The following is a 26,462-nucleotide window of genomic DNA, read 5'->3' on the forward strand; positions in this document are numbered from 1 at the left end:
TGAATGGGCATAAAAAATCCGATACCAGAGGACTGGTATCGGATTTTCTAGAAAGCCCGGCTTGGACTCAAATGCTTAAGTGAACAGCATTACGCATTTGCGGGGCTTTTTATTGCGGTGCTGGAAGCTTACAGCCCGTCCAGCATCGCTTTGTTACGCACCGCGCCCTTGTCGGCACTGGTAGCGAGCAACGCATAGGCCTTGAGGGCGGTGGTCACTTTACGTGGACGCACTTCCGCCGGCTTCCAACCTTTCTTGTCCTGTTCGACGCGGCGCGCGGCCAGTTCTTCGTCGCTGATCAACAGGTTGATCGAGCGGTTCGGAATGTCGATCAGCACTTTGTCGCCGTCGCGCACCAGGCCGATGGCACCGCCAGAGGCGGCTTCAGGCGAAGCGTGGCCGATGGACAGGCCCGAGGTGCCACCGGAGAAACGGCCGTCGGTCAGCAGGGCGCAGGCTTTGCCCAGGCCCTTGGACTTGAGATAGGAGGTCGGGTAGAGCATTTCCTGCATGCCCGGGCCACCTTTCGGGCCTTCGTAGCGGATGATCACGATATCGCCGGCTTTCACTTCGTCGGCTAGGATCCCGCGCACGGCGCTGTCCTGGCTTTCGAAGATCTTGGCGTTGCCTTCGAACACATGGATCGACTCGTCGACGCCGGCGGTTTTCACCACGCAGCCGTCCAGAGCGATGTTGCCGTAGAGCACCGCCAGGCCGCCTTCCTTGGAGTAAGCGTGCTCGACGCTGCGGATGCAGCCGTTTTCACGATCGTCGTCCAGGGTTTCCCAGCGAGTCGACTGGCTGAACGCGGTTTGCGTCGGAATGCCCGCCGGACCGGCCTTGAAGAAGTGGTGCACGGCTTCGTCGGTGGTCTGGGTGATGTCCCATTTGGCGATGGCGTCGGCCATGGTCCTGCTGTGCACGGTCGGCAGGTCGGTGTGCAACAGGCCGCCACGGGCCAGGGATCCGAGGATACTGATGATCCCGCCGGCACGGTGCACATCTTCCATGTGGTACTTCTGGATGTTCGGTGCAACCTTGCACAACTGTGGCACGTTACGGGACAGGCGGTCGATGTCGCGCAGGTCGAAATCGATCTCGGCTTCCTGGGCGGCGGCCAGCAGGTGCAGGATGGTATTGGTGGAACCGCCCATGGCGATGTCCAGGGTCATGGCGTTTTCGAACGCCTTGAAGTTGGCGATGTTGCGCGGCAACACTGACTCGTCGTTCTCGCCATAGTAGCGTTTGCACAGTTCGACGATGGTGCGGCCGGCCTGCAGGAACAGCTGTTCGCGATCGCTGTGGGTGGCCAGGGTCGAACCGTTGCCCGGCAGAGCCAGGCCCAGGGCTTCGGTCAGGCAGTTCATCGAGTTGGCGGTGAACATGCCGGAGCACGAACCGCAGGTCGGGCAAGCGCTGCGCTCATACTCGGCGACCTTCTCATCGGAGGCGCTGGAGTCGGCAGCGATGACCATGGCGTCCACCAGGTCCAGGCCGTGGCTGGCAAGCTTGGTCTTGCCGGCTTCCATCGGGCCGCCGGACACGAAGATCACCGGGATGTTGAGGCGCAGGGCCGCCATGAGCATGCCGGGGGTGATCTTGTCGCAGTTGGAAATGCACACGATGGCGTCGGCGCAATGGGCGTTGACCATGTATTCGACGGAGTCGGCGATGATCTCCCGGCTCGGCAGCGAATAAAGCATGCCGTCGTGACCCATGGCGATACCGTCATCTACGGCAATGGTGTTGAATTCCTTGGCCACACCGCCGGCGCGTTCGATCTCGCGGGCAACCAGTTGTCCCAGGTCCTTGAGGTGTACGTGACCGGGTACGAACTGGGTGAAGGAGTTGGCAACGGCGATGATCGGCTTCTTGAAGTCGTCATCCTTCATCCCCGTGGCGCGCCACAATGCGCGGGCGCCGGCCATGTTGCGGCCGTGGGTGGATGTTTTCGAGCGGTAATCAGGCATGGAGCACTCCGGGCGGCTAATCAGATATCAAGGGGAAAGTGAGCTTCTGTATGACGTCTGGAGCACTCGGGGTTGGCCGTGTGTCCGGAAGTGGCCGATGACTGTGCAGGATCGCTGCGCGCCTCAGCATGAGCTCATAAACCCGCCGGGGATGAATGGCGATGAATGTCGCGATTCTACACCGCTGGCGCCAGGATGAAATGACGCAAAGCGCTGATCGGATGCCAATGTCGCGCTCGGGATGACGACCGGCGGCGCTCAACCGGTCAAAAGCCCCTGGCGACGGTGCCGGATCAGGCCATTGAGCGCCAATCCCAGGAGACTGAGCAGCACCAGGCACGCCGCCAGGGTGGTTTGCAGATCAAGCGGGGTGAGGCTGATCGCGGCACTGGTCAGCCCGCCGACAATGAAGATCAGCACGCTGCCGGCCGAAGCTGACGTACCGGCTTGCTCAGGGAACAGGTTCATGGCCCGTGTATGGGCCGCCGCCCGGGCGATGGTGGTTCCGGCGGTGCAGACGATCATGGGCAGCAAGACGGTGGAGACCGACAATCCGAAATAGCTGGATAGCCCGAACATCAGGACGCCCGCCAGCAGGATCAGGCTCAGGCCGGTGACGATCTGCGTCTGTGAGTCGATCCGGTTGCTCAGCACCGTCGCCAGCGCGCCGCCGCCGATGTAGGCCAGTCCGTAACCCAGTAGTGCCAGGGAAAAAGCCTCGGGCGAGAGCTGTAGCTGGTCGATGAACACCAGCGGCGAAATGACGATGAATGAAAAGTGGCAGGAAAAGGCCAGTGCCGAGGTCAGCCAGTAGGCCATGAAGCAGAAGTCGCTGCATACCGTGCGATAGGCGCCGATGAAGTCCAGGCGCCTGGGGTTGCTGCCCGCCATGGCGTTGCTCAATAAAACCCGGGCGCTTGCGAATACACCGATTGCCAGGGCAATGAACACCAGGAAGCTGCCGCGCCACCCCATCCAGTGCTGCAGTCCGGTACCGGCCAGGGGCGAAACGGAAATGAAAATGCCACCGCAGGTGACCAGAAAGATGCGCAGCCGCTGCTGTTCCAGACCGGTGAACAGATCCTGGATCAATGCCTGGGACAGCACGAAACAACCGCACCCCAGCGCTTGGACGACGCGGAAGAACAGGAATGCTCCGTAGTCGTCGGTGAGTACGCAGCCCATGGCCCCGACGGCTGAAACGGTGATCCCGATCAACAGCAGGTTCTTTCGTCCCATGGTGTCGGAGAGCGGACCGACCAGCAGTTGCGAAAGGGCGATACCTATCGCGAACAGGCTGACCGACAGGGCGATGTCGGACGAGGAGCGTCCGAAATGTTCGGACAGTGCCGGGAACGAGGGCAGCACGACGTCGATCGGGAACACGCCGAGCAAGGTCATCGTCAGCAACAGGCCGACGGTGGCAGGTTTGCGGCCCGGAAGGTTTTTGGGTTCATCCATCGATAAACCCCGCCTGGGCGAAAAGCCGCCGGTGGTGTTCGTGGTCGAAGAATCCTGCCTTGCGCATGGCCGCGAAGGTCGACACCGCACCCGAGCGTACGCGTCGGCCATGGGCGTCTGGCTGCAGAAGGTCGCCAGTGATCTGGAGGGCCGACCGCTCGTTGAAACCGACGCTGGCCAGGCTGCGCATCAGCCAGGGCAGGTCCGGTTCGAAATAGAGGCCGACGATCCGCAGCAGCATGTTCGCCGCGAGGTTGCGTTGCGTGGGATCCAGGGCGCTCCACAGGTACTGGAACACTTCGCTGAAGTAGCGACTATGGCGTGCCTCGTCCTCGAGATGGCTTCTGAGCATCCGGTATACGGTGCACACCAAAGTGTCGCGGGTAATGGCCAGTAACTCCCTGGCGATGATCGTCTCGGAGACGAACCCCAGCAGGAACCACGCCAAAGGCCGATCCCCGGGGGCGACAGTATCGATCAGGCCCAGCAGGAGCTGGATGCGCTTGGGTGGTTGTCGGTCGCTGATGCCGTAGAGGGCTGCGACCTGTTCGGCCACGTCATTGGAAAAAAGTGCGTGGTAGCCCTCGTCTGTATAGAGCTGCAGGGCCGCGGTTTTCATTGGCTGGGGGATCGGCAAGGCCAGTTCGCCATGGACGATGGTTTCCACGGCGCGATTGACGACCCGATGTTCGAGCAGCGTGGTGTAGTCGAGGAAATGCACCAGGTGGTTGGCCGCAAGACGCTGGGCAATGGAGCGGCCCGCTTCGTGAATCAACGGATGTTCGATATAGGGAATGAAGGCTGGCGGAAACCAGTCTCGACTGCGGAGCTGTTGCTCCAGGTTCTCCGGCAGACGATAGCCACCTTTGCCGACGCGCACGGTGGCTTTGTGTTCCCAGTCACCCAACGTGTAGTGAGGCGTCCGGCTGTAGGCTGGTCCGGTCATGACGGAATCTCCAGCCCTTCGATCAACGCCATCAGCTCCTTGCAGTGCACCTGCCCGTCGCCGTGACCGCAGCCGACAAAAAACAACGGTTGTTCGCAAGCGCCTTCAAGGCCGAGCAAGTGTTCGACTTCACGGTCGGCCAATGCGCCGGTCAGCCAGGTGTCGAGGCCTAGCGCTGTCGCAACCATCAGGAAGGTCTGGGACACGTGACCGGTTTCGACGAAAGCCATCCGGTAGGCGCGAGAGTGTGGGTATTTCCACCAGAGCTTGTCGAAGCGCGAGGTGAGGAACAGCCCGAACGGCAGGGGATTGATGAAGTGTTGACCGCACAACAGGTTGCCCAGAGGTTCGGCGGGCAGGGACTGGATCGGACTCAGGGCATGTGCGTCCGGATGATAGGCGTAGATGCCGGGCGCCAGGCCCGTCACGTTGCGTACATACAGGTAACCCTCACAGGCATTCAGGCCACCCCCCGAAGGGCTGCTGCGCCTGGCCTCCAGTGCATCGGGGCAGGTGGCCTCCCGGGCGCCCCGGCGTTCGTTCAGGTAACCCAGGGTCAGGTACAGGAGCGTGCCGACCTGTTCGATCGAGATGGCTTGCTCGTTGAATGAGCGGGAAGTGTTTCGACCCACCAGGGTCTGGGACAACGAAACGTCCGGCATGTCGATCAGCGTACAGGGAGCCAGGACGATCCGGTCGGCAGGATACGCTCTTGTCCGGGCGAGAGGTGCTGGTGAAGACAGCACATCATTGCAATGTTGCAGGTACTCGGTCGCCCATTCATTCACATCCTTGGGAACTTGTGCACAAGGAATATTCTTTGTACCGATGTGGAATATCCTGGATAACTCATCCCAGTGCCACTCAATGGGGGATTTCGGTTCTTCGATGAGTATGTCCGCTTTCAGGAGGTCGGCATCGATAGAATTATTGATGTCGAATTGCATTGGGTTGGCTATAAGTTGCGCCAGTCGTGTCGAATAATGCAGGTCGAGTTCGAATTGGGTATGGCGCTCATAGTTCCATATAATTTGGTGCGGCGGGCGCGCAAGAACGAAAATGCACGGATTTATATGCATGCAGAAGGATTCCGCTGAGAAAAACGTTCGGATGGGGCTGAGGCGCCGGCACTCCTCAGCCCATCGTTTACTTCAAGCGTTTACTGCCTTAACGGTTCTTTGGAACAATCAGGCCCGCCAGATTTGCGATTTTGTCAGCTTCCAGATTGATTGCTTTCATGATGCAGCTCCTTTGCGTTGAATAAGTGTTGTGTTTTTAATATTTGCCACTTGTGAAGTGACTGTTCAATCATAGTTTTTAATGAGTACTTGGCAAGAGGAGATTGAGTAGGAAAGCTCCAGTAATAATGTGGGAGGGGTCTTACAAAGAATTGCAGGCGTCAGCGTTAACTTCAATGCAGGGTAACTTTTCAGACGCAAAAAAATCGCAGCCGAAGCTGCGATTGGGGTGGCTGCATACCGCCGCGAGACTTAGCTGTTGGGCAACAGCCGGCAGGTGATGCTCTTGATGTAGCGAGTCTCGGGGATGGCCGGGTGAACCGGATGATCCGGGCCCTGGCCGCCGCGTTCAAGCAATTGAATGTTGCGGTCCAGGTGACGGGCGCTGGTCAGCAGGATGTTCTGCAGGTCGTCTTCCGGCAAGTGCATAGAGCACGAAGCGCTGACCAGAATGCCGTCCTTGGTGAGCAGGCGCATGGCTTGTTCATTGAGGCGGCGATAGGCACCTTCGCCATTCTTGAGGTCTTTCTTGCGCTTGATGAAGGCTGGCGGGTCGGCCACGATCACGTCGAAACGCTCTTCGCTGGCCTTGAGTTCCTTCAGGGCTTCGAAGACGTCGCCTTCAATGCAGGTCAGCTTTTCGGCAAAGCCATTCAGCGCCGCGTTGCGTTCGACACCGTCGAGGGCGAATCCCGAGGCGTCGACGCAGAAGACTTCGCTGGCGCCGAACGCCGCGGCTTGCACGCCCCAGCCGCCGATGTAGCTGAACAGGTCAAGTACGCGCTTGCACTTGGCGTAAGGCGCCAGGCGTGCGCGGTTCATGCGGTGGTCGTAGAACCAGCCGGTCTTCTGGCCTTCCATGACCGGTGCTTCGAATTTCACGCCGTTCTCTTCCAGGGCAACCCATTCCGGCACCAGGCCGAACACGGTTTCGACGTAGCGCTGCAGACCTTCGGCATCGCGAGCGGCAGAGTCGTTCTTGAATAGAATGCCGCTGGGCTTGAGCACCTGGGTCAGGGCGGCGATCACGTCATCCTTGTGGGCTTCCATGGTGGCGGAAGCGATCTGCACCACCAGGATGTCGCCGAAGCGGTCGACCACCAGGCCCGGCAACAGGTCGGAATCGCCATAGACCAGGCGATAGAACGGCTTGTCGAACAGCCGCTCGCGCAAAGACAACGCCACGTTGAGACGATGCACCAGCAGGGATTTGTCCAATGGTAATTTCGCGTCACGGGACAGCAGGCGGGCGCAGATCAGGTTGTTGGGGCTCATCGCGACGATGCCCAGAGGTTTGCCACCAGCGGCTTCGAGGATCGCCTGGTCGCCGGCCTTGAAACCATGCAGCGGCGTGGCCGCCACGTCGATTTCGTTACTGTAGACCCACAGGTGGCCGGCGCGCAGGCGACGGTCGGCGTTGGCTTTGAGGCGCAGGCTGGGCAGGGACATGACGTCGCTCCGAAAAAAAGAGCGGGAGTATACCGTGTTGGGGGGATTGGCGGGCCTGGAGGTCGATAGGTGGCAACCGGATCGCCGGCACGAAAAACAGCTCAAGCTCAATGGAGGCGCTGCCGACTCAGGCCTGAGCCTCATGAAAGTTTCTCCGATCTACCCAGGTGGTGTGTCGGATCCGTTTTTCAGAGTTAGAATCCTTGCCTGTCCCAGAGAGTGTGCCCATGTCCAAAGAGCTTTCCACCGAACAGATCCAACAGTCCCTGCAAGGCATCAGTGTCCCGCCCCAGCCGCAGATCATGGTGGATCTGCAGATGGAACAGTACATGCCCGATCCGGACCTCGATACCATCGCCAAGCTGATTTCCCAGGACCCGGGGCTTTCGGGGGCTTTGCTGAAAATCGTCAATTCGCCGTATTACGGCTTGCGCAACAAGATCACGTCGATCCAGCGCGCAGTGAACCTGTTGGGCAGCCGTTCGATCATCAACCTGATCAACGCGCAGTCGATCAAGGGTGAGTTGCACGACGATGCCATCGTCACCCTGAACCGCTTCTGGGATACGGCTCAGGACGTGGCGATGACCTGCCTGACCCTGGCCAAGCGGGTCGGCCTGGAGAATGGCGATGAGGCCTATGCCCTGGGGTTGTTCCACGATTGCGGCGTGCCGCTGATGCTCAAGCAGTTTCCCAGCTACATGGCCGTGCTCGAGGAGGCTTACGCCAGTGCGAGTGCCGAATGCCGGGTGGTGGATACGGAGAACCGCGTATTCAATACCAACCATGCCGTAGTCGGTTATTACACCTCCAAATCCTGGCGCCTGCCCGATCATGTCAGCCAGGCCATCGCCAATCACCACAATGCCCTGGCGGTTTTCAGCGATGATTCTTCACGCAACAACAGCTCGCTGAAGAACTTGCTGGCGATCCTGAAGATGTCCGAGAACATTTGTGCGTCCCACCGGGTGCTGGGCAATCAGGCGGAAGACCATGAATGGGATTGTGTCGGTCCCCTGGTGCTCGATTACATCGGTTTGTCCGAATACGACTTCCAGACCCAGAAACAGGAAATTCGCGACCTCGCCACTCGTTGAGTGCCCAGCTCGCCTGACTCGAGAGTCCCATGCCAGAACTGCCGGAAGTCGAAACCACCCGTCGCGGAATCGCGCCACACCTTGAAGGGCAGCGGGTCAGCCGTGTGATCGTGCGCGACCGCCGCCTGCGCTGGCCGATTCCGGAAGATCTCGATGTGCGGCTTTCGGGCCAACGCATCGTGCAGGTGGAGCGGCGGGCCAAATACCTGTTGATCAATGCCGAGGTCGGCACCCTGATCAGCCACTTGGGCATGTCCGGCAATCTGCGGCTGGTGGAGGTGGGCATGCCTGCCGCCAGGCACGAGCATGTGGACATCGAGCTGGAGTCCGGCCTGGCGTTGCGCTATACCGACCCGCGACGCTTTGGCGCAATGCTCTGGAGTCTCGACCCGCTCAACCATGAATTGCTGGTCCGCCTCGGCCCGGAGCCGTTGACCGATCTGTTTGACGGTGAGCGTCTGTTCCAGCTCTCCCGTGGGCGCTCCATGGCGGTCAAACCGTTCATCATGGACAACGCGGTGGTCGTAGGGGTGGGCAATATCTATGCGACCGAAGCACTGTTTGCCGCCGGCGTCGACCCGCGTCGGGCCGCTGGAGGCATTTCCCGGGCCCGCTACCTGAAACTGGCCATCGAAATCAAACGCATCCTTACCCATGCCATCGAGCGCGGCGGTACCACGTTGCGGGATTTCATTGGCGGCGATGGCCAGCCCGGGTATTTCCAGCAGGAACTGTTCGTGTACGGCCGGGGCGGGGCGCTGTGCAAGGTCTGTGGCACGGGCTTGCGGGAAATTCGCTTGGTCCAGCGTGCGAGCGTCTGGTGTCCGCGTTGCCAAAGCTGATTCGCCCTACGGTCTATAGTCAGTAGTCAAACTGATCAGCCGAAGGATCGACCCCCATGAGACTGCTCCGACCTGTTGTTCTGACGCTGCTGCTGACCCTGGGTTTGCCCGTCCTGGCGAATAGCGGCAGTGGCGATCCGCGCTACACCATCCAGAATCCGCCCGCCTTCGCGATGATCGGCGATTTGTTGATCGCCCGACCGCTGCTGCTCGCCGCCACCGTGATCGGTGCGGGGGCGTTCGTGGTGTCGTTGCCCTTTACCGCGTTGGGTGGCGGGGTCGGCGATGCGGGGAAGGCGCTGGTGGTGGATCCGGCGAAGGCCACCTTCGTGCGGTGCCTGGGGTGTGTTGGGGAGGGGTTTGAGCAGCAGGAATGAAGACTGTTGGTTTGGGGTATGGCTGGCGGCCTCTTCGCGAGCAAGCCCGCTCCCACAGATAATTTGCTCCGTTCACCGAATCAGCGTCTGGAGCAGATTCCCCTGTGGGAGCGGGCGTGCTCGCGAAGAAGCCCGCAAAAGCGCTACAAAACCTTCTGGCTCAACCCTTGCCAGTGATTTTGCGATATTTCGCCATCAACTGTTCTTCGGTTTCCGGATGGGCTTCGTCCAGCGGAATGCAATCCACCGGGCAGACTTGCTGGCACTGGGGCTCGTCGTAATGGCCGACGCACTGGGTGCACAGGTTCGGATCGATGACGTAGATCTCTTCGCCTTGTGAAATGGCCTCGTTCGGGCATTCGGGTTCGCAGACGTCGCAATTGATGCAGTCGTCGGTGATGATCAGGGACATGCAGGCTCCTGCCGGGGCGTTGGGCCCGGGCATCTGAAAACGAATATGCGCAATTGTGCCGCATTGGCGAGCGCAGTGCACGCGGGTGCGATGGACTGCGCTCGCGTTGCCGCGAAGTGGATCGCAGCCAGCCGGACTACTTCTTGAAGCGCAGGGTCAGCGCATCGGCCACGGCCGGGTGGACGAACTTGGTGATGTCGCCGCCCAAGGCCGCAATTTCGCGTACCAGGGTCGATGAGATGAACGAATAGCGCTCCGACGGCGTCAGGAAAAGACTTTCGACGTCCGGGGCCAACTGGCGGTTCATGTTGGCCAGCTGGAACTCGTATTCGAAGTCCGAAACCGCCCGCAGGCCGCGCAGGAACACATTGGCGTTCTGTTCCTTGGCAAAGTGCGCCAACAGCGTCGAGAAACCGACCACTTCTACGTTGGGCAGGTGCTTGGTGACTTCACGGGCCAACTCCACCCGTTGTTCCAGCGGGAACAGTGGGTTTTTCTTCGGGCTGGCGGCAACGGCAATGATCACATGATCGAACAGGCGCGCGGCGCGTTCGACCAGATCGCCATGGCCCTTGGTAATAGGGTCGAAGGTACCTGGGTACAACACTCGGTTCATCGCGTCGTCCTGGCGGGAGTCCGTTGGGGAGTCGGATGGTATCGCAGCCTTCTCGGTCGGCCAAGTCGGCTGTGGGATAAGAAAGTACTATAGACGCTGCGAATGATCTGGATATTCATGGATTTCCCAGACGTTCGGCCAGGGATGTCGCCAGTTTTGCCGTCAACCCATACACCGACAATTGCGGGTTGGCGCCGATGCTGGTGGGGAACAGCGAGCCGTCGTGGATCGAAAGGTTACTGAGCTGATGATGGCGACCGAGGCTATCGGCGACGGCGGTTTGCGGCGTTTCGCCCATCGCGCAACCGCCCATCACATGGGCGCTGCCCAGGCGTGTGCGATACAAGGCAAGGTCCAGCCCGTCGATCAGGTTTCGGGCTTCGGCCAGTGTAGTCACGTAGCGGGCATCACCATGCAGTGGCATGACCGCCTTGGCGCCGCCGGCGAACTGAATCTCGGCCATGCTATGGAACGCACGGCGCAAGCCGTCCCAGGCGTAGGGTGAAACGCGATAGTCGAGCACCGGCGTGCCATCGCTGCGCAACTCGACGCTGCCGCCGGGGCTGTCCGGATGAAAACCGTCGCGCAGCAAGGCCAGCATGGCATGGGTATGGGGCAGTTGCGCCATGCGCTCGGCGCTCTGTGTGCCGAAACCGCCCAGCAACGTGGCGGCGAGGGCGGGATGCAAGGGGGGTACTTCGAGTTTGTAGGACATTCTGCCGGTAGCGCCGTCCTGCCATTGGAAGTGATCCGAATAGATCGATTGTGGTGCGCCGTAGAACGGGTTGATGACCTCTTCGAACTGCCCGGCCGATATGTTCACCAGATGCAGGAATGTCCGTTTGCCCAGGCGTTCATGAGGGTCTGGTGCATCGGAGCGCAGTAACAGTGCCGGACTGTTGATGCCGCCGCCGGCCAGTACGTAGTGGCGCGCCTTGACGGTAATGCGCCGTCCGGTGGGTGCCACGCAGCGCTCGTCCATGGCCAGGCATTGCAGGTCGACGACCGTATCGTTCTTGAGAGTCAGGCGCTCGGCCCGCGCCAGGTAAAGCAACGCGCCGCCCTTGTCGAGCAGGCTCGGAATGGTGGTGACCAGCATCGACTGCTTGGCGTTGGTCGGGCAGCCCATGCCGCAATAGCCCAGGTTCCAGCAGCCACGCACGTTACGCGGGATGACGTGCCAGCTATAGCCCAATCGTTCACAGCCTTTGCGGATGACGTCGTTGTTGGCATTCGGTGGAATCAGCCACGGTGCCACGCCCAGGCGTTGTTCCATCCGCTCGAACCAGGGCGCCATCTGGGCAGGACTGTGCCCTCTGACGTTGTGCTCGGCCGCCCAGTGATTCAGGGTCTGGTCCGGTGTGCGAAAGCTCGAGGTCCAGTTGATCAAGGTCGTGCCACCCACGGCCCGGCCCTGGAGGATGGTAATGGCGCCATCCTTGCTCATGCGCCCCAGGCCTTCCTGGTACAGGCTGGTGTAGGCCTGGTCCTCAAGCAGCTTGAAGTCGCTGCTGGTCTTGAGCGGGCCTTCCTCGATCAGTAATACGTTGTAGCCGGCCGCGCTGAGGATCTCCGCCGTGGTACCGCCGCCCGCGCCGCTGCCGATGATTGCCACGTCTGCTTCCAGGGTCAGGTCCTGGGGCAGTCGAGCGCCGTTGTAGGTGGTCCAGCCGCGGGCGAGGCCCTCGCGGAAGGGGTCGGGTACGGGCATGTTCGGGCTCTCTTGTTGTGATGGATGGGCGATGGGCCTCTTGTGGGAGCGGGCCCCTCATCGGCCTCTTCAAACTGTGGGTGGCCCTGGATACCCGCAGTGTGTCCAAGCCTCGACCCGGCTGTACCAGGCCATCATCACCATTTGCAGCAATGAACTGTGGCCTTGGCGTAGCAGGTCCAGCGAGCTGTTCTCCCAGCGATCGAGAAACTGGCGGATGTCATCGGCGCTGGCGGTTTCCCACGAGCCCCAGACACCGGTCAGCGGCCCGCGAGTAATACCCAGCGTGAGTACATCGAACAGTTGTCGGGTGAGCTTGAGCATGGGTGGGGACAGGTGGGCCAGGCCGGTATCCAGGCTTTCAAGGGTGGCGTCAGCGGCGGCGGTGCGTTGTTCAACGGTCACGGCGCCCTCCAGCATCACTGGAATGACTGCGCGCAAGAACGGCAGGTCGCTGTCCCGCAGGGCGGCAAGGCCCTTGGCCGGTAGGCTTGGCGAGCAACCGCTCAGGCTGGCCCCCAGCCCCACTGTGCTCAGGAGGGCGCTGGCGCCGAGGCTGAATTTCAGTAGGCCACGTCGTGACAGCGCGGGTGTATCGGTCAGGCTTGGGTTCATTATTGTTATTACCCGATCAGGCACCTGGTTAACGGACAAACAACTTCTGAATCAGCTTCTGGAGTGGCTTGCCATAGGGCGGATAAATCAGTCTGGCAGCATTGAAGCGCTGTTTGCTCAGCACGCCCTTGGCTTTGCTGAAAGTCAGGAAACCTTCGTGCCCGTGGTAATGCCCCATTCCCGAGGGACCGATGCCACCGAATGGCAAGTCATCCTGAGCGACGTGGAGCAAGGTGTCGTTCAGGCAGACGCCGCCGGAGTGGGTTTCGTGGAGTACGCGATTCTGTTCGGCCTTGTTGTAGCCGAAATAGTAGAGTGCCAACGGACGAGGCCGTTGATTGATGTAGGCAAACGCCTGGTCCAGGTCGTCATAGGGCACGACGGGCAGCAGCGGGCCGAAGATCTCATCCTGCATGACAGTCATGTCGTCGCTGACGTTAAGTAGCAGGCTGTGGGGCATGCGGCGTCCCTGGCCTTGGTCGAACAACTCGATCAGTAATCCACCCTTACTGGTAGCGTCGCTGATGTAGCCGTTGAGCCGTGCCAGGTGTCGTTCGTTGATGATCGCGGTGTAGTCCGGGTTGTCAGCCAGGGTCGGATAAAGCCTGCGAACCGCCTCGCGATAGGCATCGACGAATTCGCCGATGCGTTTTTGCGGCACCAACACGTAATCAGGTGCGACACAGGTTTGTCCGGCATTCAGCATCTTGCCGAAGGCAATGCGCTCGGCGGCATCATTCAGGGGCACATCGGTGGAGACGATGGCGGGCGACTTTCCACCCAGTTCCAGGGTGACGGGGGTCAGGTTCTCGGCGGCGGCCCGCATGACATGCCTGCCGACGCTGGTAGCGCCGGTAAACAACAGGTGGTCGAACGGTAGCCTGGAAAAGGCTACGCCGACATCTGCCTCACCGAGCACCACGCATACCAGATCCTGAGGAAAGATCCGCGCCAGCAATTGCTTGAGCAACAGCCCAGTGGCCGGTGTGGCTTCGCTGAGCTTGAGCATCACCCGATTGCCCGCCGACAAGGCCCCGACCAACGGCCCGATGGCCAGGAACAGAGGATAGTTCCACGGCACGATGACTCCGACCACGCCCAGCGGCTGGTAGATCACCTTCGCCGACGCCGGCTGGAAGGCCATGCCTACCTTGCGCCGGGAGGGTTTCATCCAGCCCTTGAGGTGTCGGCTGACGTAATGGATGCCGTGCAGGCTCGGCATCAGCTCGGCCAACAGCGTTTCGTCGGCGCTGCGGTGGCTGAAATCCTCGCTGATGGCATCGATCAGGGCTTGTCGTTCATTGCTCAGCATTTCCCGGAGAGACTTGAGCCATTGACGGCGCTGCTCTACCGGCGGCATTGGATGAGCGGCATAGGCCTGGCGTTGTGCCTCGAAGTGTGACTGCAGCTCATTCAATTGCTGTTGGGAATCACGCAGATAAGCAATGTCGGCAGGCATCGTCAGGCACCAGTTCTTATTAGTGTGGGTGTTTTCTAGAGCTTATGCTCTAGAAAGTCAAATGACATCCTTGCCGGCTTTGGGTTTGTCCTCCGGGCGATAGGTCGTAAGATGCCGCAATGCTTTCGTCGAATTAAAGCCCAAGCCATGGCCATACGAATGAAAACCAGCGAGCGCATCGTGCAAAACAGCCTCGAACTGTTCAACCAGCAGGGCGAGCGCAGTGTCAGCACCAACCACATTGCTGCCCACATGGACATGTCTCCGGGCAACCTCTACTACCACTTCCCTAACAAGCAGGCGATCATCGCCGTGCTGTTCAGTGAGTACGAAAACCTGGTGGACAGCTTCCTGCGCCCGCCCCAGGGCCGGGCGGCCACGGTGGAGGACAAGCGCTTCTATCTCAAGGAGCTGTTGTCGGCGATGTGGAGCTATCGCTTCCTGCACCGGGACCTGGAGCATCTGCTCGACAGCGATCCGGACCTTGCGGCCCGCTATCGCCGGTTTTCCCAGCGTTGCCTGATCCACGGGACCGCCATCTATGAGGGCTTCGTCGCGGCCGGCATCCTGAAGATGGACCGGGTGCAGATCGAGTCCCTGACCCTTAATGCCTGGATCATCCTGACGTCCTGGGTGCGTTTTCTTTGCACCACGCGGGAAAACTCCAGTCATTTGAGTGAACAGGCCATCAAGCGCGGGGTATACCAGGTGTTGGTGCTGGAGGCCGGTTTCGTGACCGATCAGGCTCGCGAAGCGGTGGATGCACTGTTCAAAGAATATTACGTCCCTCTGCCTCAGACGCTGGAGGAAGGGCAGTAGGAATCGGATCTGAACCCACAGGCCACCCATTTCGCCACAGGAGCTCGCCATGCCCATCGCTCAACTCATCAGCCCTCAAGCCCTCGAGCAGAGGAAGGCACAGCCCGGGCTGGTGATCCTCGATTGCCGTTTTGCCCTCGATGACCCGGATTATGGCCAGCGCAGCTACGCCGAGGGGCATATCGCCGGTGCATCGTTCGCCGATCTTGAGCGTGACCTGAGTGGCCCGGTGATCAAGGGGGTGACCGGACGTCACCCGCTGCCCGAGCCCGGAGCGTTGATAGAGCGCTTGCGTGCCTGGGGCATCAATAACGACAGCGACATCGTGCTATACGACGATGGTCCCGGTGCCTATTCGGCCCGGGCCTGGTGGTTGCTGGCCTGGTTGGGTAAGCGCGAGGGCGTGTATCTTCTCGATGGCGGGCTCAAGGCCTGGCATGCCGAGGGTTTGCCCCTGAGCCTCGATCCGCCGGCGGGCGGCCGCGGGATGTTCAGCGGGTCGCCGGATGAGGCCTTGCTACTCGACGCCCAGGCGCTGCAACAATGCCTCGGTCAACCGGACATGACGCTTCTGGATGCCCGCGCGTTGCCGCGCTTCAAGGGCGAAGTCGAGCCGATCGACCCGGTGGCCGGACATATCCCGGGAGCGCAATGCGCGGCATTTACCGATAACCTTGGTTCTGATGGGCGGTTTCTGCCGGCAGATCGGCTCAAGAAGCGCTTCGCCGAGAAACTGGGCGATCGTTCGCCGACTGAGCTGGTGGCCTATTGCGGCTCCGGCGTGACTGCGTGCCATAACCTATTTGCCTTGTGCCTGGCGGGGTATCCGTTGGGGAGGTTGTATGCCGGGTCGTGGAGTGAATGGATCAATGATCCGCAGCGTGGGGTGGCGAAGGGCGAGTAATGGGGTGGGAGCGAGCCTGCTCGCGATGACGGCGGGTCAGCAACATTGAAGTGACTGACAGTCCACTATCGCGAGCTGGCTCGCTCCCACAGGGGGAATGATGTTGGCGGCGGTTCATCCGTGACCCAGGCTTGCCAGCCATTGGGGAATACGTCGCTCCAGGTAGTATCCGGGCGAGCGTAAGGTGCCTTCGACGAATCCCACGTGCCCACCCTGGGCATGCAGTTCAAGTTGGGTGCAGGCGGACAGCTCGTGGGGTTCGGGCAGGCTGTGGGGGAACACGAAGGGGTCGTCGGCGGCCTGGATGACCAGGGTCGGGGTGTTGATTTCGCTCATGTAATAGCGGCTGGATGCGCGGCGGTAATAGTCCGAGGCATCGGAAAAACCGTGCAGCGGCGCCGTCACCCGGCCGTCGAAATCCCAGAAGGTGCGCATGTTCTCCAGCGGGCCCAGCGCCGCCAGGGTGGCCAGGCCTTCGTGGCGTCCGTCGTGCTTGAACCGGCGTTGCTTGTTGCGCACGTAAGCCACCAGTTCCCGCATGAAATGCGCCTGATAGAACCTGGAAAACCCTTGTCCGATGCGGTCGGCACACTGGTCGAGCCGAAATGGCACCGAAACGGCCACGGCGCCGAGCAATTGGCTGGCGCTGCCGGTTTCTCCCAAGTGCTTGAGCAATACATTGCCACCTAACGAATAACCCACCGCAAACAATGGCGCCAGGGGGCGTCGCGTCCGCAGGTGAGTGATGGTGGCGGCCAGGTCTTCGCTGACGCCGGAGTGGTAGCTGCGGGGCAGCAGGTTCGGTTCGCCTGAGCAGCCGCGCCAGTTCAGCGCGACGCTGGCCCAACCCTGATGCCCAAGGGCTTGTTGCAAACCAGCCACGTAAGGTGAGTTGGAGGAACCAGTCAGCCCGTGAAGCACCAGCACCAGTGGCGCCTTGACGCTGTGTGGGCCGTGCCAGTCGAGATCGAGGAAGTCACCGTCGTCCAGCCACAGGCGCTCGCGTTGGCGAACGATGTGCGTGGTCTTGCGCCATAACGGGCCCCACAGGGTTTGCAGGTGGGGGTTGCCAAGGCCCCTGGCGGGGACGAAGCGTTCAGATGCAGCGGCCATTATTATTGTTCTCGATGCTGCGGCCAGCCGTCAGTCGACGGCTTCTGCCATGCGTTGCCACAATGCGTAGTACACCCGTCCGGATTTCTGCTCGCGATGCAAGCGCCAATTGCCCGGCAAGCCGAGGATCGATGGAGCGGTTTCACTTTCAGTGTAGACCCAGGCATCCTCGGCCAGCCACTGGCGTTCCTCGAGCAGCGCGCAGACCGTCGGCAACAGGTTCTGGTTGAACGGTGGGTCGAGAAACACCAGGTCGAAAGGGCTGGCCGGTTGACTGTCCAGATAGCGCAAGGCGTCGGCGGTCTGCACCTGGCCGACCGTGCAACGCAGGGTGCCCAGGTGTTCTTTCAGGCTGGAGACCGCCAGGCTGTTGGCGTCCAGTGCCTGGCCCATGGCGGCGCCACGGGACAGCGCTTCGAGAAACAGCGCGCCGCTGCCGGCAAACGGGTCGAGCACCCGGGCGCCGGCCACGTAGGGGGCGAGCCAGTTGAACAGGGTCTCACGCACCCGATCCGGTGTCGGGCGCAAGCCCGGGGCGTCGGGGAAGCTCAGGCGCCGGCTGCGCCATTCGCCGCCAATGATACGCAGCTGGTTGATGCCGTTGTGAGTGGGTTTCTTGCTGGAATTCGGTGGACGGGCCATTAGTGCTCCGGAACCCCGAGCGGTTGCTCGGCAGGTTTGTCAGTGGGGGCCGGCAACGGCTTTTGCGGCACGGTCGGGCCGGCCGTGACGATGACCATCTTGTCTATGCTCAGGTGTTTGTTCAGGGCGGCCTTGACCTGATCTACCGTCAACGCCTGGGACTGACGCATGAAGTCCTCCAGGTAGCTCAGCGGCAGGTCGTAGAAGCCCATGGCTCCGAGTTGGCCGACAATGTCGGCGTTGCTCGCGGTCGACAGGGGGAAACTGCCGGCCAGCTCACGCTTGGCGTCATCGAGTTCTTTCTGGGTCGGACCGTTCTGCAGGTACTCGGCGAACACATCCTGCACCAGCTTGAGAGTGCCTTCGCTCATTTCGGCGCGGGTCTGCAGATTGATCATGAACGGGCCACGGGCCTGCATCGGCGTGAAGCCGGAGTACACGCCGTAGGTCAGGCCGCGCTTTTCCCGCACTTCGGTCATCAAGCGCGTGCCGAAACCACCGCCGCCGAGGATCTGGTTGCCCAGGGACACGGCCGCAAAGTCCGGGTCATCCCTGTCGATGCCCAGTTGTGCGAGCATCAGGTTGGTCTGTTTGGACGGAAACTCGATGTGGCTGACGCTCGCCTTCGGTTCGACGGGCGAGGGTGTTTTTGCCAGGGCCGGACCTTTGGGCAGTGCGGCGGACATCTGGTTGGCAATCGCCTCGGCCTCGGCGCGAGACAGGTCTCCCACCATCGCAATCACCGCGTTGCCGGCGGCGTAGGCCTTGGCGTGAAAGGCCCGGGCCTGGGCCAAGGTAATCGGCGGAATGCTTTGCGCGGTGCCATCACTGGAATGGGCGTAAGGATGCTCACCGTACAGGCGCTTCATCAGTTCCAGGCCCGCCAGTTTGCCGGGGTTCTGTTTCTGGTACTCGAAGCCGGCGAGCATCTGGTTCTTGATGCGGGCGAAGGAGTCGGCGGGGAAGGTCGGCTTGCCGACCACTTCGGCGAACAGCTTCAATGCCGGCTCACGCTTGTCCACCGCGCTGAGGCTGCGCAGGGAGGCCACGGCCATGTCCCGGTAGGCACCGTTGCCGAAGTCCGCGCCGAGGCTTTCGAACCCTTCTGCGATGGCACTGACATCCTTGCCGGCCACGCCTTCGTTAAGCATGGCGTTGGTCAACTGCGCCAGGCCGGGAACGTTGCCGTCCTGGCTGCTGCCGGCGGCGAAGGTCAAGCGTAAGTCGAACATCGGCAGTTCCCGAGCTTCGACGAACAGTACCTTGGCGCCGTCGGCGGTTTTCCAGGTTTGCACGTCGAGTTGACGGTGGCCGGGCGCCTTGCCGTCCAATTCCGCCAGCGATTGCAACTTGTTGCCGGACTTGGCGTTATCCAGGGCCTGGCTGGCAGTCACGTCAGTGGCAGGGGACAGGTAGAAGGCCAGGGCTGCGACCAGGGCGATGAGCACCAGGCCGATCAGCAGCGGGCGTGATGATTTGCGCTCACTCATGAGCTTTCTCCTCGGGCAGGACGTGCGCAACGCTCAGGCGCGAGCGGGTGAAATACAGCTGGGCTGCCTTCTGGATGTCTTGCGGGGTCACGCTTTGCAATTCGGCGAGTTCGGTGTCCATCAGCCTCCAGGATAACCCGACGGTCTCCAACTGGCCGATAGCGGTGGCCTGGCTGGTGATCGAGTCGCGCTCGTAGACCAGGCCGGCGATTACCTGGGCACGGACGCGCTCCAGCTCCTCGGCAGTCGGGGCGGTGGTTTTCAATTGCTCCAGCAAGCGCCAAAGGCCGGCTTCGGCCTGGGCCATGGTCTTGTTCTTCTGGGTATTGGGCGCCGCCGACAGGGTGAACAGTGTGTCGCCGCGGGTGTAGGCGTCGTAGCTCGATGAGCCGCCGGACACCAGCTCTTCGCCGCGCTCCAGCTGGGTCGGAATCCGGCCGCTGTAGCCGCCATCCAGCAGGGCCGAGATCAGCCGCAGGGCGTTGACCGAGCGCTTATCGGTCGCGGTGGCGATGCTCGGCACGTTGAAGGCCAGCATCAGGCTGGGCAGTTGGGTCTGCACATGCAGGGTGATCTGGCGCTCGCCGGGTTCGGCCAATTCCAGGGGGATTTTCGCCGTCGGCACGGCACGCCGGGCAATCGGGCCGAAATAACGCTGGGCGAGGGTCTTGACCTCGTCCGGTGTCACGTCGCCGACCACCACCAGGGTGGCATTGTTCGGCGCGTACCAGGATTCGTACCAGTGGCGCAGTTCCTGGACGGTCATGCGGTCCAGGTCGGCCATCCAGCCGATGGTTGGCGTGTGATAGCCGCTGGCCGGATAAGCCATGGCCTTGAAGCGCTCGAAGGCCTTGGACATCGGCTTGTCGTCGGTGCGCATTCGGCGCTCTTCCTTGATGACTTCGATCTCGCGACTGAACTCTTCAGGCGGCAGGCGCAGGCTGGCCATGCGGTCGGCTTCCAGCTCGAAGGCCACGCCCAGGCGATCCCGGGCCAGTACCTGGTAATAAGCCGTGAAGTCATCGCTGGTGAAGGCGTTTTCCTCGGCACCCAGGTCCCGCAGGATCAGCGATGCTTCGCCGGGGCCGACTTTTTCGCTGCCCTTGAACATCATGTGTTCCAAGGCGTGGGACAAACCGGTCTGGCCCGGTGTTTCATAACTGGAGCCGACCTTGTACCAGACCTGGGAAACCACCACCGGGGCACGATGATCTTCGCGCACCACGACCTTCAGGCCGTTATCGAGGGTGAATTCATTGGTGGGTTGTGGATCGGCAGCCAGGGCTGAAAGGGGCAGACAAACTGTGCTGAACAGCAGGCCTGCAACGCGGCGGGCAAGAGCATTCATTCGTGTTTAAACCTGTTGGGCTGCCCGCTAGGTCTTAGCGTCGGCGGGCGAGAGGGTGCTAGGATACTGATCCGTTTTACTGGCGGCCACGCCTATCGGGCCTTTTATCGGCCCGGGGTTGTCCGGGTTATGCGCAGAAGCGTCGGTTTTTTCCGTGGATCCCTGCGTTTTCGCCGACGATGCCTTGCCAGTCCTTCGAAAAAATCGACGATGAGGTGTCCTTGGGACATTTCGACAATCTGTTGCGCGTGAACAAGCTGGATGAAACGCAGTCTGTTCAGCATCGAATATTCATCACCGAGGCGCCCTCGTGGCGCGTCGCTACCGTGAGATAGCCGTCCTCCATGTTTGGTTCCAACGACGACAAGAAGACCCCAGCTGAAGCTGGCGAAAAAAAAGGCCTGTTCGGATGGCTGCGCAAGAAGCCGCAGGAAACCGTCGTCGAACAGCCGCAACCGCTGCCCGAGCCTGCCGCTGAATCTGCGGCAGAGACGGTGGCCGAAGACGCTGCACCGATCGTTCTGCCACTGGCCGAACCGGTGCTGCAACCGGCCGAGCCTGAGCCCGCGGCACCGGCGGTCGAGCTGCCGTTGACGCCTCCCGTCGGGCAGAGCCCCTGGCCGACCCTGCCGGTGGCGGAAGAGCCGGTGGCATTGGTCGAGGACGCACTGGCTCCCCATGTCACGCCGCCGATCCCAGCCCCGCCACAACCGGTTGCGGAGCCTGTCGTCGAGGCGCCGCCAGTCGTGGTTGATACACCGCCTGTCGTCGAGCCCGCACCTTCCTCCGAACCCGGCAAGGTCGGTTTTTTCGCCCGCCTCAAGCAAGGCCTGTCCAAGACCAGCGCCAGCATTGGCGAGGGCATGGCCAGCCTGTTCCTGGGCAAGAAAGTCATCGACGACGAATTGCTGGATGACCTCGAGACCCGCCTGCTGACCGCCGATGTCGGCGTCGAGGCAACGTCGGTGATCATCCAGAGCCTGACCCAGAAGGTCGCGCGCAAACAGTTGACCGATGCCGACGCGCTGTACAAATCCCTGCAAGCCGAACTGGGCAACCTGCTCAAGCCGGTGGAGCAGCCGCTGGTGATCGCTTCGCAAAACAAGCCGTTCGTGATCCTGGTGGTCGGCGTCAATGGCGCCGGCAAGACCACCACCATCGGCAAGCTGGCGAAGAAACTGCAACTTGAAGGCAAGAAGGTCATGCTGGCCGCCGGCGATACTTTCCGCGCCGCTGCCGTGGAGCAGTTGCAAGTATGGGGCGAGCGCAACAAGATCCCGGTGATCGCTCAGCACACCGGCGCCGATTCCGCTTCGGTGATCTTCGACGCCGTGCAAGCCGCCAAGGCCCGTGGCATTGACGTGCTGATCGCCGATACGGCCGGTCGCCTGCACACCAAAGACAACCTGATGGAAGAGTTGAAGAAGGTTCGCCGGGTAATCGGCAAGCTCGATGCCGACGCGCCCCACGAAGTGCTGCTGGTGCTGGACGCCGGTACCGGCCAGAACGCCATCAACCAGGCCAAGCAATTCAACCAGACCGTCGAACTGACCGGGCTGGCGCTGACCAAGCTCGATGGTACCGCCAAGGGCGGGGTGATCTTCGCCCTGGCCAAGCAGTTCGGCCTACCCATCCGCTACATCGGCGTGGGCGAAGGCATCGACGACCTGCGTACCTTCGAGGCCGAGCCCTTTGTCCAGGCACTGTTTGCCGAGCGGGAGCATTCATGATTCGTTTCGAACAGGTCGGTAAGCGCTATCCGAACGGTCACGTCGGCCTGCATGAGCTGAGCTTTCGGGTGCGTCGGGGTGAGTTTCTGTTTGTCACCGGCCATTCCGGCGCCGGTAAAAGCACATTGCTGCGCCTGCTGCTGGCGATGGAGCGGCCCACCACCGGCAAGTTGCTGCTGGCCGGCCAGGACTTGAGCACCATCAGTAATGCCCAGATTCCCTACCTGCGGCGGCAGATCGGCGTGGTGTTCCAGAATCATCAGTTGCTGTTCGATCGCACCGTGTTCAACAACGTGGCGTTGCCCTTGCAGATCCTTGGCTTGTCCAAGGCCGAGATCAACAAGCGAGTGGATTCGGCCCTGGAGCGGGTGGCCCTGTCGGACAAGACCGACCTGTACCCGGGCGACCTGTCCACCGGCCAGCAACAGCGCGTCGGCATCGCCCGCGCCATCGTTCACCGTCCGGCCTTGCTGCTGGCGGACGAACCCACCGGTAACCTCGACCCGCGTCTGGCGGCGGAAATCATGGGCGTATTCGAAGACATCAACCGTTTGGGCACCAGCGTGCTGATCGCCAGTCACGACCTGGCCCTGATCGCACGCATGCGCCACCGCATGCTCACGCTGCAGCGCGGTCGTCTGATCGGTGACGGGGAGGCTGGCGTATGAGCGCAACCCGCAGCCCGAAAGTGGCCGAGCGTGTGGCCCCCAAGGCCTCCGACCCGCAACCGCAAAAGAAAAAACGCGACGAGGACGACGGCCCGGACTTCAGCACGCTGCTGCATGCCTGGATCGAAAGCCATCGCGCCAGCCTGCTCGACAGCCTGCGGCGCCTGGGCAAGCAGCCGATCGGCAGTTTCTTCACCTGCATGGTCATGGCGGTCGCCCTGAGCCTGCCGATGGGGCTGTCATTACTGCTGAATAACGTGGAGCGCCTGGGAGGTTCCTGGCAGCGCGCGGCGCAGATTTCCCTGTACCTGCAATTGGAGGCGACGCCGGGCGAAGGCCAGGCATTGCGCGAGCAGATCAAAGCCATGCCGGGCGTGGCCGATGCCGAATACATCGGCCGCGATCAGGCGCTCGAAGAGTTCCAGCAGCAGTCCGGCTTGGGCGAGGCGCTCAAGGAGCTGCCGGAAAACCCATTGCCGGGCGTGGTGTTGGTGACGCCGAAGGAAGTCGACAAGCCGACTCTTGAAGCATTAAGACAAAGACTTTCCGAATTGCCAAAGGTACAACAGGCGCAACTTGATCTAGTCTGGGTCGAGCGTCTTGCGGCGATCCTCAAGCTCGGCGACCGGTTTGTCTTCGGTCTGACGGTGCTGCTGGTGTCTGCATTACTTTTGGTGATAGGCAATACCATTCGTCTTCATATTGAAAACCGCCGCACCGAGATAGAAGTGATTAAACTCGTCGGCGGTACGGACAGTTATGTGCGCAGGCCCTTCCTTTATATGGGCGCGTTGTATGGCTTCGGTGCCGGGATCCTGTCCTGGGGTGTATTGGCGTTCGGCCTGGACTGGCTGAACGATGCGGTAGTGGGGCTGGCCGGTTTGTACGGCAGTGATTTCGCGCTGGCCGGAGTGCCAGTCGCCGACGGTCTGTCGCTCTTGCTTGGCGCGGTGCTGTTGGGTTATATCGGTGCATGGATTGCGGTCGCACGCCACTTGCGTGAGCTTGCGCCAAAATAGAGTCATTTTGCGCGTATTGACCTTTCAGTTTTTGTGGGAACTTGTCCTATGGTTCCCGGTCAATTTTCGCAGTGCTGAACTGCACGAGTTATGTGAGTCGGAGGTTTTTTCGTATGACCACTTCTTTGCAACCTGCGTATGCTCTGGTCCCGGGTGCGAACCTGGAGGCCTATGTGCACACGGTGAACAGCATCCCGTTGCTGACACCGGAGCAGGAGCGTGAACTGGCCGAGAGTCTCTATTATGAGCAGGATCTTGAGGCGGCTCGGCAAATGGTGCTCGCCCACCTGCGTTTTGTCGTACATATCGCCCGCAGCTATTCCGGCTACGGGCTGGCCCAGGCCGACCTGATTCAGGAAGGCAACGTTGGCCTGATGAAGGCGGTCAAGCGCTTCAACCCGGAAATGGGTGTGCGCCTGGTATCGTTCGCGGTGCACTGGATCAAGGCGGAAATCCACGAGTTCATTCTGCGCAACTGGCGCATCGTGAAGGTGGCGACCACCAAGGCCCAGCGCAAGCTGTTCTTCAACCTGCGCAGCCAGAAGAAGCGTCTGGCCTGGCTGAACAACGAAGAAGTCCATCGGGTAGCCGAAAGCCTCGGTGTGGAGCCTCGCGAAGTCCGCGAAATGGAAAGTCGTCTGACCGGCCAGGACATGGCCTTCGACCCGGCCGCCGAAGCGGACGACGACAGCGCCTTCCAATCGCCGGCCAACTACCTGGAAGACCACCGGTATGACCCGGCGCGCCAGCTGGAAGACGCCGACTGGAGCGACAATTCCAACACCAACCTGCATGAAGCCCTGGAAGTGCTGGACGAGCGCAGTCGCGACATCCTCTACCAGCGCTGGCTGGCAGAGGAAAAGGCCACGCTGCACGACCTGGCGCAGAAGTACAACGTGTCGGCGGAGCGGATTCGCCAGCTTGAGAAAAGCGCGATGAACAAGCTCAAGCTGTCGATTGCGGCTTAACCGGTGTAACGGCAATAAAAAACGCCCCGATCAGCGATGATCGGGGCGTTTTTGTTTGTGCCCGATATTGGAAACGATGCAGCCCCCTGTGGGAGCGGGCTTGCTCGCGAAGGCGGTGTGCCAGTGGGCATCAATGTGTCTGATACAGCGCTTTCGCGAGCAAGCCCGCTCCCACAGGGATAGGCGGTGTACAGCATTCTGTGGATATCCGAGACTTCTCTGTGGGAGCGAGCCTGCTCGCGAAGGCGGTATGTCAGTTAGCATCAATGTGTCTGATACACCGCTATCGCGAGTAGGCTCCCACAGGGGGTATTACTGGGCCCAGGGCGCCCGCCGCGAGTCATTGAGTCCCAGCAGATAACTGTCGCCCCCCAATTGATTCATCTGCTGGCGTATCCAGCTTGCCCGGCGCAGTACGTACGGGCTTGGCCGGCTGGCGCTCCATTTCCTCGGGTTGGGCAGTACCGCCGCCAGCAGGCTTGCCTGCTGGCGGGACAAGGCGTCGGCGCCCACGCGGAAGTGGTGTCGTGCTGCGGCTTCGGCGCCGAACACGCCGTTATCCCATTCCACACTGTTGAGGTACACCTCAAGAATCCGTTGCTTGGGCCAAAGCACTTCGATCAGCGCGGTGAACCAGGCTTCGAAGCCCTTGCGCAGCCAGCTGCGGCCCGACCACAGGAACAGATTCTTCGAGACTTGCTGGCTGAGGGTGCTGGCGCCGCGAATCGAACCGCCGCGGCCGTTATGGGCGAATGCGGCCTGGATCGCGCCGATGTCGAAGCCCCAGTGCTCGGGGAATTTCTGGTCTTCGCCAGCAATCACCGCAACCTTGAGGCTATCGGAGATCCGATCCCAGGGTTGCCAGGTGCGTTGCAGGTCGATCGGTTCGCCGTCGACCCAGGATTCAACCTTGCGCTCAATCATCAGCGCCGTGAATGGCGGCGGCACCACACGCAATAGCAGCACTAGGACAACGCTGCCGACGGCGAACCAGAGCAGGGCTTTGAGGAATCGTCGAAACAATGTACGCAGCATAGAGATGGCTTGGCCGAACCCGTCGAGCGGGCCATTATACAGACCCTGTCCACCGAGTCTGACTGGAGTTCTCATGCTGCGTAGCTTTCTGATGCTGGCTGCCTTTTTCGGCTTCACCGGCGTGGCACTCGGAGCCTTTGCCGCTCACGGCCTGAAAAACCGCCTGAGCGCCGATTACCTGGCGATTTTCCACACCGGTGTCACCTACCAACTGGTGCACACCCTGGCCTTGCTCGGCGTTGCGCTGCTGGCCACGCACATCCCCGGCCGCATCGTCACCTGGGCCGGGATTTCGTTTGTGCTCGGCATCCTGTTGTTCTCCGGCAGCCTCTACCTGTTGACCCTCACGGGTATCAGCAAGCTTGGCATCATCACCCCGTTCGGTGGCGTAGCGTTCCTGATCGGCTGGCTCTGCCTGGGCCTCGCCGCCTGGCGCCTGCAACTTGCCGCTTGAAGCTTGTAGCTGACCAAGGGACTTGGGTCACCCAGGCTGATCGGGCTAGAATGCCAGCCCCTAAAAATGATGGCGGCAT

At 61.3% G+C, this 26,462-nt stretch carries 25 protein-coding genes; 10 read left to right on the top strand and 15 right to left on the bottom strand.

Going from position 1 to position 26,462, the window contains the following annotated elements:
• Nucleotides 1-128 precede the first annotated feature (128 nt).
• From ilvD to FBY02_RS08750, 5 genes are all read right to left on the bottom strand, one after another.
• On the bottom strand, nt 129-1,970 hold the full coding sequence (gene ilvD / locus FBY02_RS08730) for a dihydroxy-acid dehydratase (protein WP_144926103.1): 1,842 nt from the start codon (nt 1,968-1,970) through the stop codon (nt 129-131).
• Nucleotides 1,971-2,228: 258 nt separating this feature from the next.
• Entirely contained in the window at nt 2,229-3,431 is a 1,203-nt protein-coding gene (locus FBY02_RS08735; RefSeq protein WP_144926106.1) for an MFS transporter, read from the bottom strand.
• Nucleotides 3,424-4,377 (bottom strand): diiron oxygenase, encoded by a 954-nt coding sequence (locus tag FBY02_RS08740; protein WP_144926109.1) that lies wholly within the window; start codon nt 4,375-4,377, stop codon nt 3,424-3,426. Before FBY02_RS08740 ends, FBY02_RS08735 begins: the two co-directional genes overlap by 8 nt.
• Nucleotides 4,374-5,456 (bottom strand): SagB family peptide dehydrogenase, encoded by a 1,083-nt coding sequence (locus FBY02_RS08745; RefSeq protein ID WP_144926112.1) that lies wholly within the window; start codon nt 5,454-5,456, stop codon nt 4,374-4,376. Before FBY02_RS08745 ends, FBY02_RS08740 begins: the two co-directional genes overlap by 4 nt.
• A gap of 411 nt (nt 5,457-5,867) precedes the next feature.
• The gene (locus tag FBY02_RS08750; protein WP_144926115.1) at nt 5,868-7,064 is read right to left on the bottom strand and encodes a class I SAM-dependent rRNA methyltransferase; all 1,197 of its coding nucleotides are present in this window, start codon (nt 7,062-7,064) and stop codon (nt 5,868-5,870) included.
• A gap of 227 nt (nt 7,065-7,291) precedes the next feature.
• Here FBY02_RS08750 and FBY02_RS08755 point away from each other — a divergent pair, with 227 nt between their 5' ends.
• From FBY02_RS08755 to FBY02_RS08765, 3 genes are read left to right on the top strand one after another with little or no spacing between them, the layout of a single operon-like run.
• Nucleotides 7,292-8,161, top strand: a complete 870-nt coding sequence (locus FBY02_RS08755; protein WP_144926118.1) for an HDOD domain-containing protein — start codon at nt 7,292-7,294, stop codon at nt 8,159-8,161.
• Nucleotides 8,162-8,190: 29 nt separating this feature from the next.
• Nucleotides 8,191-9,003 (top strand): bifunctional DNA-formamidopyrimidine glycosylase/DNA-(apurinic or apyrimidinic site) lyase, encoded by an 813-nt coding sequence (gene mutM / locus FBY02_RS08760; protein WP_144926121.1) that lies wholly within the window; start codon nt 8,191-8,193, stop codon nt 9,001-9,003.
• A gap of 56 nt (nt 9,004-9,059) precedes the next feature.
• Nucleotides 9,060-9,380, top strand: coding sequence for a hypothetical protein (locus tag FBY02_RS08765; RefSeq protein ID WP_047702469.1), 321 nt, complete (start codon nt 9,060-9,062; stop codon nt 9,378-9,380).
• A 160-nt stretch (nt 9,381-9,540) separates the two neighbouring features.
• Here FBY02_RS08765 and FBY02_RS08770 read toward each other — a convergent pair whose 3' ends face one another.
• The 5 genes from FBY02_RS08770 to FBY02_RS08790 all read right to left on the bottom strand — a co-directional run bounded on the left by FBY02_RS08770 (nt 9,541) and on the right by FBY02_RS08790 (nt 14,193).
• Entirely contained in the window at nt 9,541-9,792 is a 252-nt protein-coding gene (locus tag FBY02_RS08770; RefSeq protein ID WP_144926124.1) for a YfhL family 4Fe-4S dicluster ferredoxin, read from the bottom strand.
• Between the two features lie 136 nt (nt 9,793-9,928).
• A complete protein-coding gene (gene coaD, locus FBY02_RS08775) occupies nt 9,929-10,408 on the bottom strand; it encodes a pantetheine-phosphate adenylyltransferase (RefSeq protein ID WP_040071510.1) in 480 nt (159 codons plus the stop codon).
• Nucleotides 10,409-10,523: 115 nt separating this feature from the next.
• Nucleotides 10,524-12,119, bottom strand: coding sequence for a GMC family oxidoreductase (locus FBY02_RS08780; protein ID WP_144926127.1), 1,596 nt, complete (start codon nt 12,117-12,119; stop codon nt 10,524-10,526).
• A gap of 69 nt (nt 12,120-12,188) precedes the next feature.
• On the bottom strand, nt 12,189-12,734 hold the full coding sequence (locus FBY02_RS08785) for a twin-arginine translocation pathway signal protein (RefSeq protein WP_144926130.1): 546 nt from the start codon (nt 12,732-12,734) through the stop codon (nt 12,189-12,191).
• A gap of 28 nt (nt 12,735-12,762) precedes the next feature.
• Nucleotides 12,763-14,193 carry a coniferyl aldehyde dehydrogenase gene (locus FBY02_RS08790; protein WP_144926133.1) on the bottom strand — a complete coding sequence of 477 codons (1,431 nt, stop codon included), beginning with the start codon at nt 14,191-14,193 and terminating at the stop codon, nt 12,763-12,765.
• 147 nt (nt 14,194-14,340) lie between these two features.
• Between FBY02_RS08790 and FBY02_RS08795 the strand changes: the two genes are divergently transcribed.
• Both FBY02_RS08795 and FBY02_RS08800 read left to right on the top strand, forming a co-directional pair.
• Nucleotides 14,341-15,012: a TetR/AcrR family transcriptional regulator gene (locus FBY02_RS08795; RefSeq protein ID WP_144926136.1), complete on the top strand. Its 672-nt coding sequence runs from the start codon at nt 14,341-14,343 to the stop codon at nt 15,010-15,012.
• A 49-nt stretch (nt 15,013-15,061) separates the two neighbouring features.
• The gene (locus tag FBY02_RS08800; protein WP_144926139.1) at nt 15,062-15,916 is read left to right on the top strand and encodes a sulfurtransferase; all 855 of its coding nucleotides are present in this window, start codon (nt 15,062-15,064) and stop codon (nt 15,914-15,916) included.
• Nucleotides 15,917-16,030: 114 nt separating this feature from the next.
• Here FBY02_RS08800 and FBY02_RS08805 read toward each other — a convergent pair whose 3' ends face one another.
• The 4 genes from FBY02_RS08805 to FBY02_RS08820 are packed head-to-tail and all read right to left on the bottom strand — an operon-like array spanning nt 16,031 to nt 20,509.
• Nucleotides 16,031-17,029 (bottom strand): hydrolase, encoded by a 999-nt coding sequence (locus FBY02_RS08805; RefSeq protein ID WP_144926142.1) that lies wholly within the window; start codon nt 17,027-17,029, stop codon nt 16,031-16,033.
• 30 nt (nt 17,030-17,059) lie between these two features.
• Entirely contained in the window at nt 17,060-17,671 is a 612-nt protein-coding gene (rsmD, locus tag FBY02_RS08810) for a 16S rRNA (guanine(966)-N(2))-methyltransferase RsmD (RefSeq protein WP_144926145.1), read from the bottom strand.
• Complete coding sequence (locus FBY02_RS08815; protein WP_144926148.1) at nt 17,671-19,161, bottom strand: pitrilysin family protein; 1,491 nt, start codon at nt 19,159-19,161, stop codon at nt 17,671-17,673. Before FBY02_RS08815 ends, rsmD begins: the two co-directional genes overlap by 1 nt.
• On the bottom strand, nt 19,154-20,509 hold the full coding sequence (locus FBY02_RS08820) for a pitrilysin family protein (RefSeq protein WP_144926152.1): 1,356 nt from the start codon (nt 20,507-20,509) through the stop codon (nt 19,154-19,156). Before FBY02_RS08820 ends, FBY02_RS08815 begins: the two co-directional genes overlap by 8 nt.
• 344 nt (nt 20,510-20,853) lie before the next feature.
• On the opposite strand from FBY02_RS08820, the gene ftsY reads away from it, so the two are divergent.
• The 4 genes from ftsY to rpoH all read left to right on the top strand — a co-directional run bounded on the left by ftsY (nt 20,854) and on the right by rpoH (nt 24,894).
• Entirely contained in the window at nt 20,854-22,239 is a 1,386-nt protein-coding gene (ftsY, locus tag FBY02_RS08825; RefSeq protein ID WP_144926155.1) for a signal recognition particle-docking protein FtsY, read from the top strand.
• Complete coding sequence (gene ftsE / locus FBY02_RS08830) at nt 22,236-22,907, top strand: cell division ATP-binding protein FtsE (RefSeq protein ID WP_024778908.1); 672 nt, start codon at nt 22,236-22,238, stop codon at nt 22,905-22,907. Before ftsY ends, ftsE begins: the two co-directional genes overlap by 4 nt.
• Nucleotides 22,904-23,926 (top strand): permease-like cell division protein FtsX, encoded by a 1,023-nt coding sequence (gene ftsX / locus FBY02_RS08835; protein WP_144926159.1) that lies wholly within the window; start codon nt 22,904-22,906, stop codon nt 23,924-23,926. The genes ftsE and ftsX overlap by 4 nt, the downstream gene beginning before the upstream one ends.
• A gap of 113 nt (nt 23,927-24,039) precedes the next feature.
• Nucleotides 24,040-24,894 carry an RNA polymerase sigma factor RpoH gene (rpoH, locus tag FBY02_RS08840; RefSeq protein WP_024778906.1) on the top strand — a complete coding sequence of 285 codons (855 nt, stop codon included), beginning with the start codon at nt 24,040-24,042 and terminating at the stop codon, nt 24,892-24,894.
• A 312-nt stretch (nt 24,895-25,206) separates the two neighbouring features.
• Here the strand turns inward: rpoH and mtgA are convergent, their stop codons facing one another.
• Entirely contained in the window at nt 25,207-25,929 is a 723-nt protein-coding gene (gene mtgA, locus FBY02_RS08845) for a monofunctional biosynthetic peptidoglycan transglycosylase (protein ID WP_144926162.1), read from the bottom strand.
• 73 nt (nt 25,930-26,002) lie between these two features.
• Here mtgA and FBY02_RS08850 point away from each other — a divergent pair, with 73 nt between their 5' ends.
• Nucleotides 26,003-26,383 (top strand): DUF423 domain-containing protein, encoded by a 381-nt coding sequence (locus tag FBY02_RS08850; RefSeq protein ID WP_144926165.1) that lies wholly within the window; start codon nt 26,003-26,005, stop codon nt 26,381-26,383.
• The last annotated feature ends 79 nt before the right edge of the window (nt 26,384-26,462 follow it).

It is taken from the genome of Pseudomonas sp. SJZ078, assembly GCF_007828255.1.
Lineage (GTDB): Bacteria > Pseudomonadota > Gammaproteobacteria > Pseudomonadales > Pseudomonadaceae > Aquipseudomonas.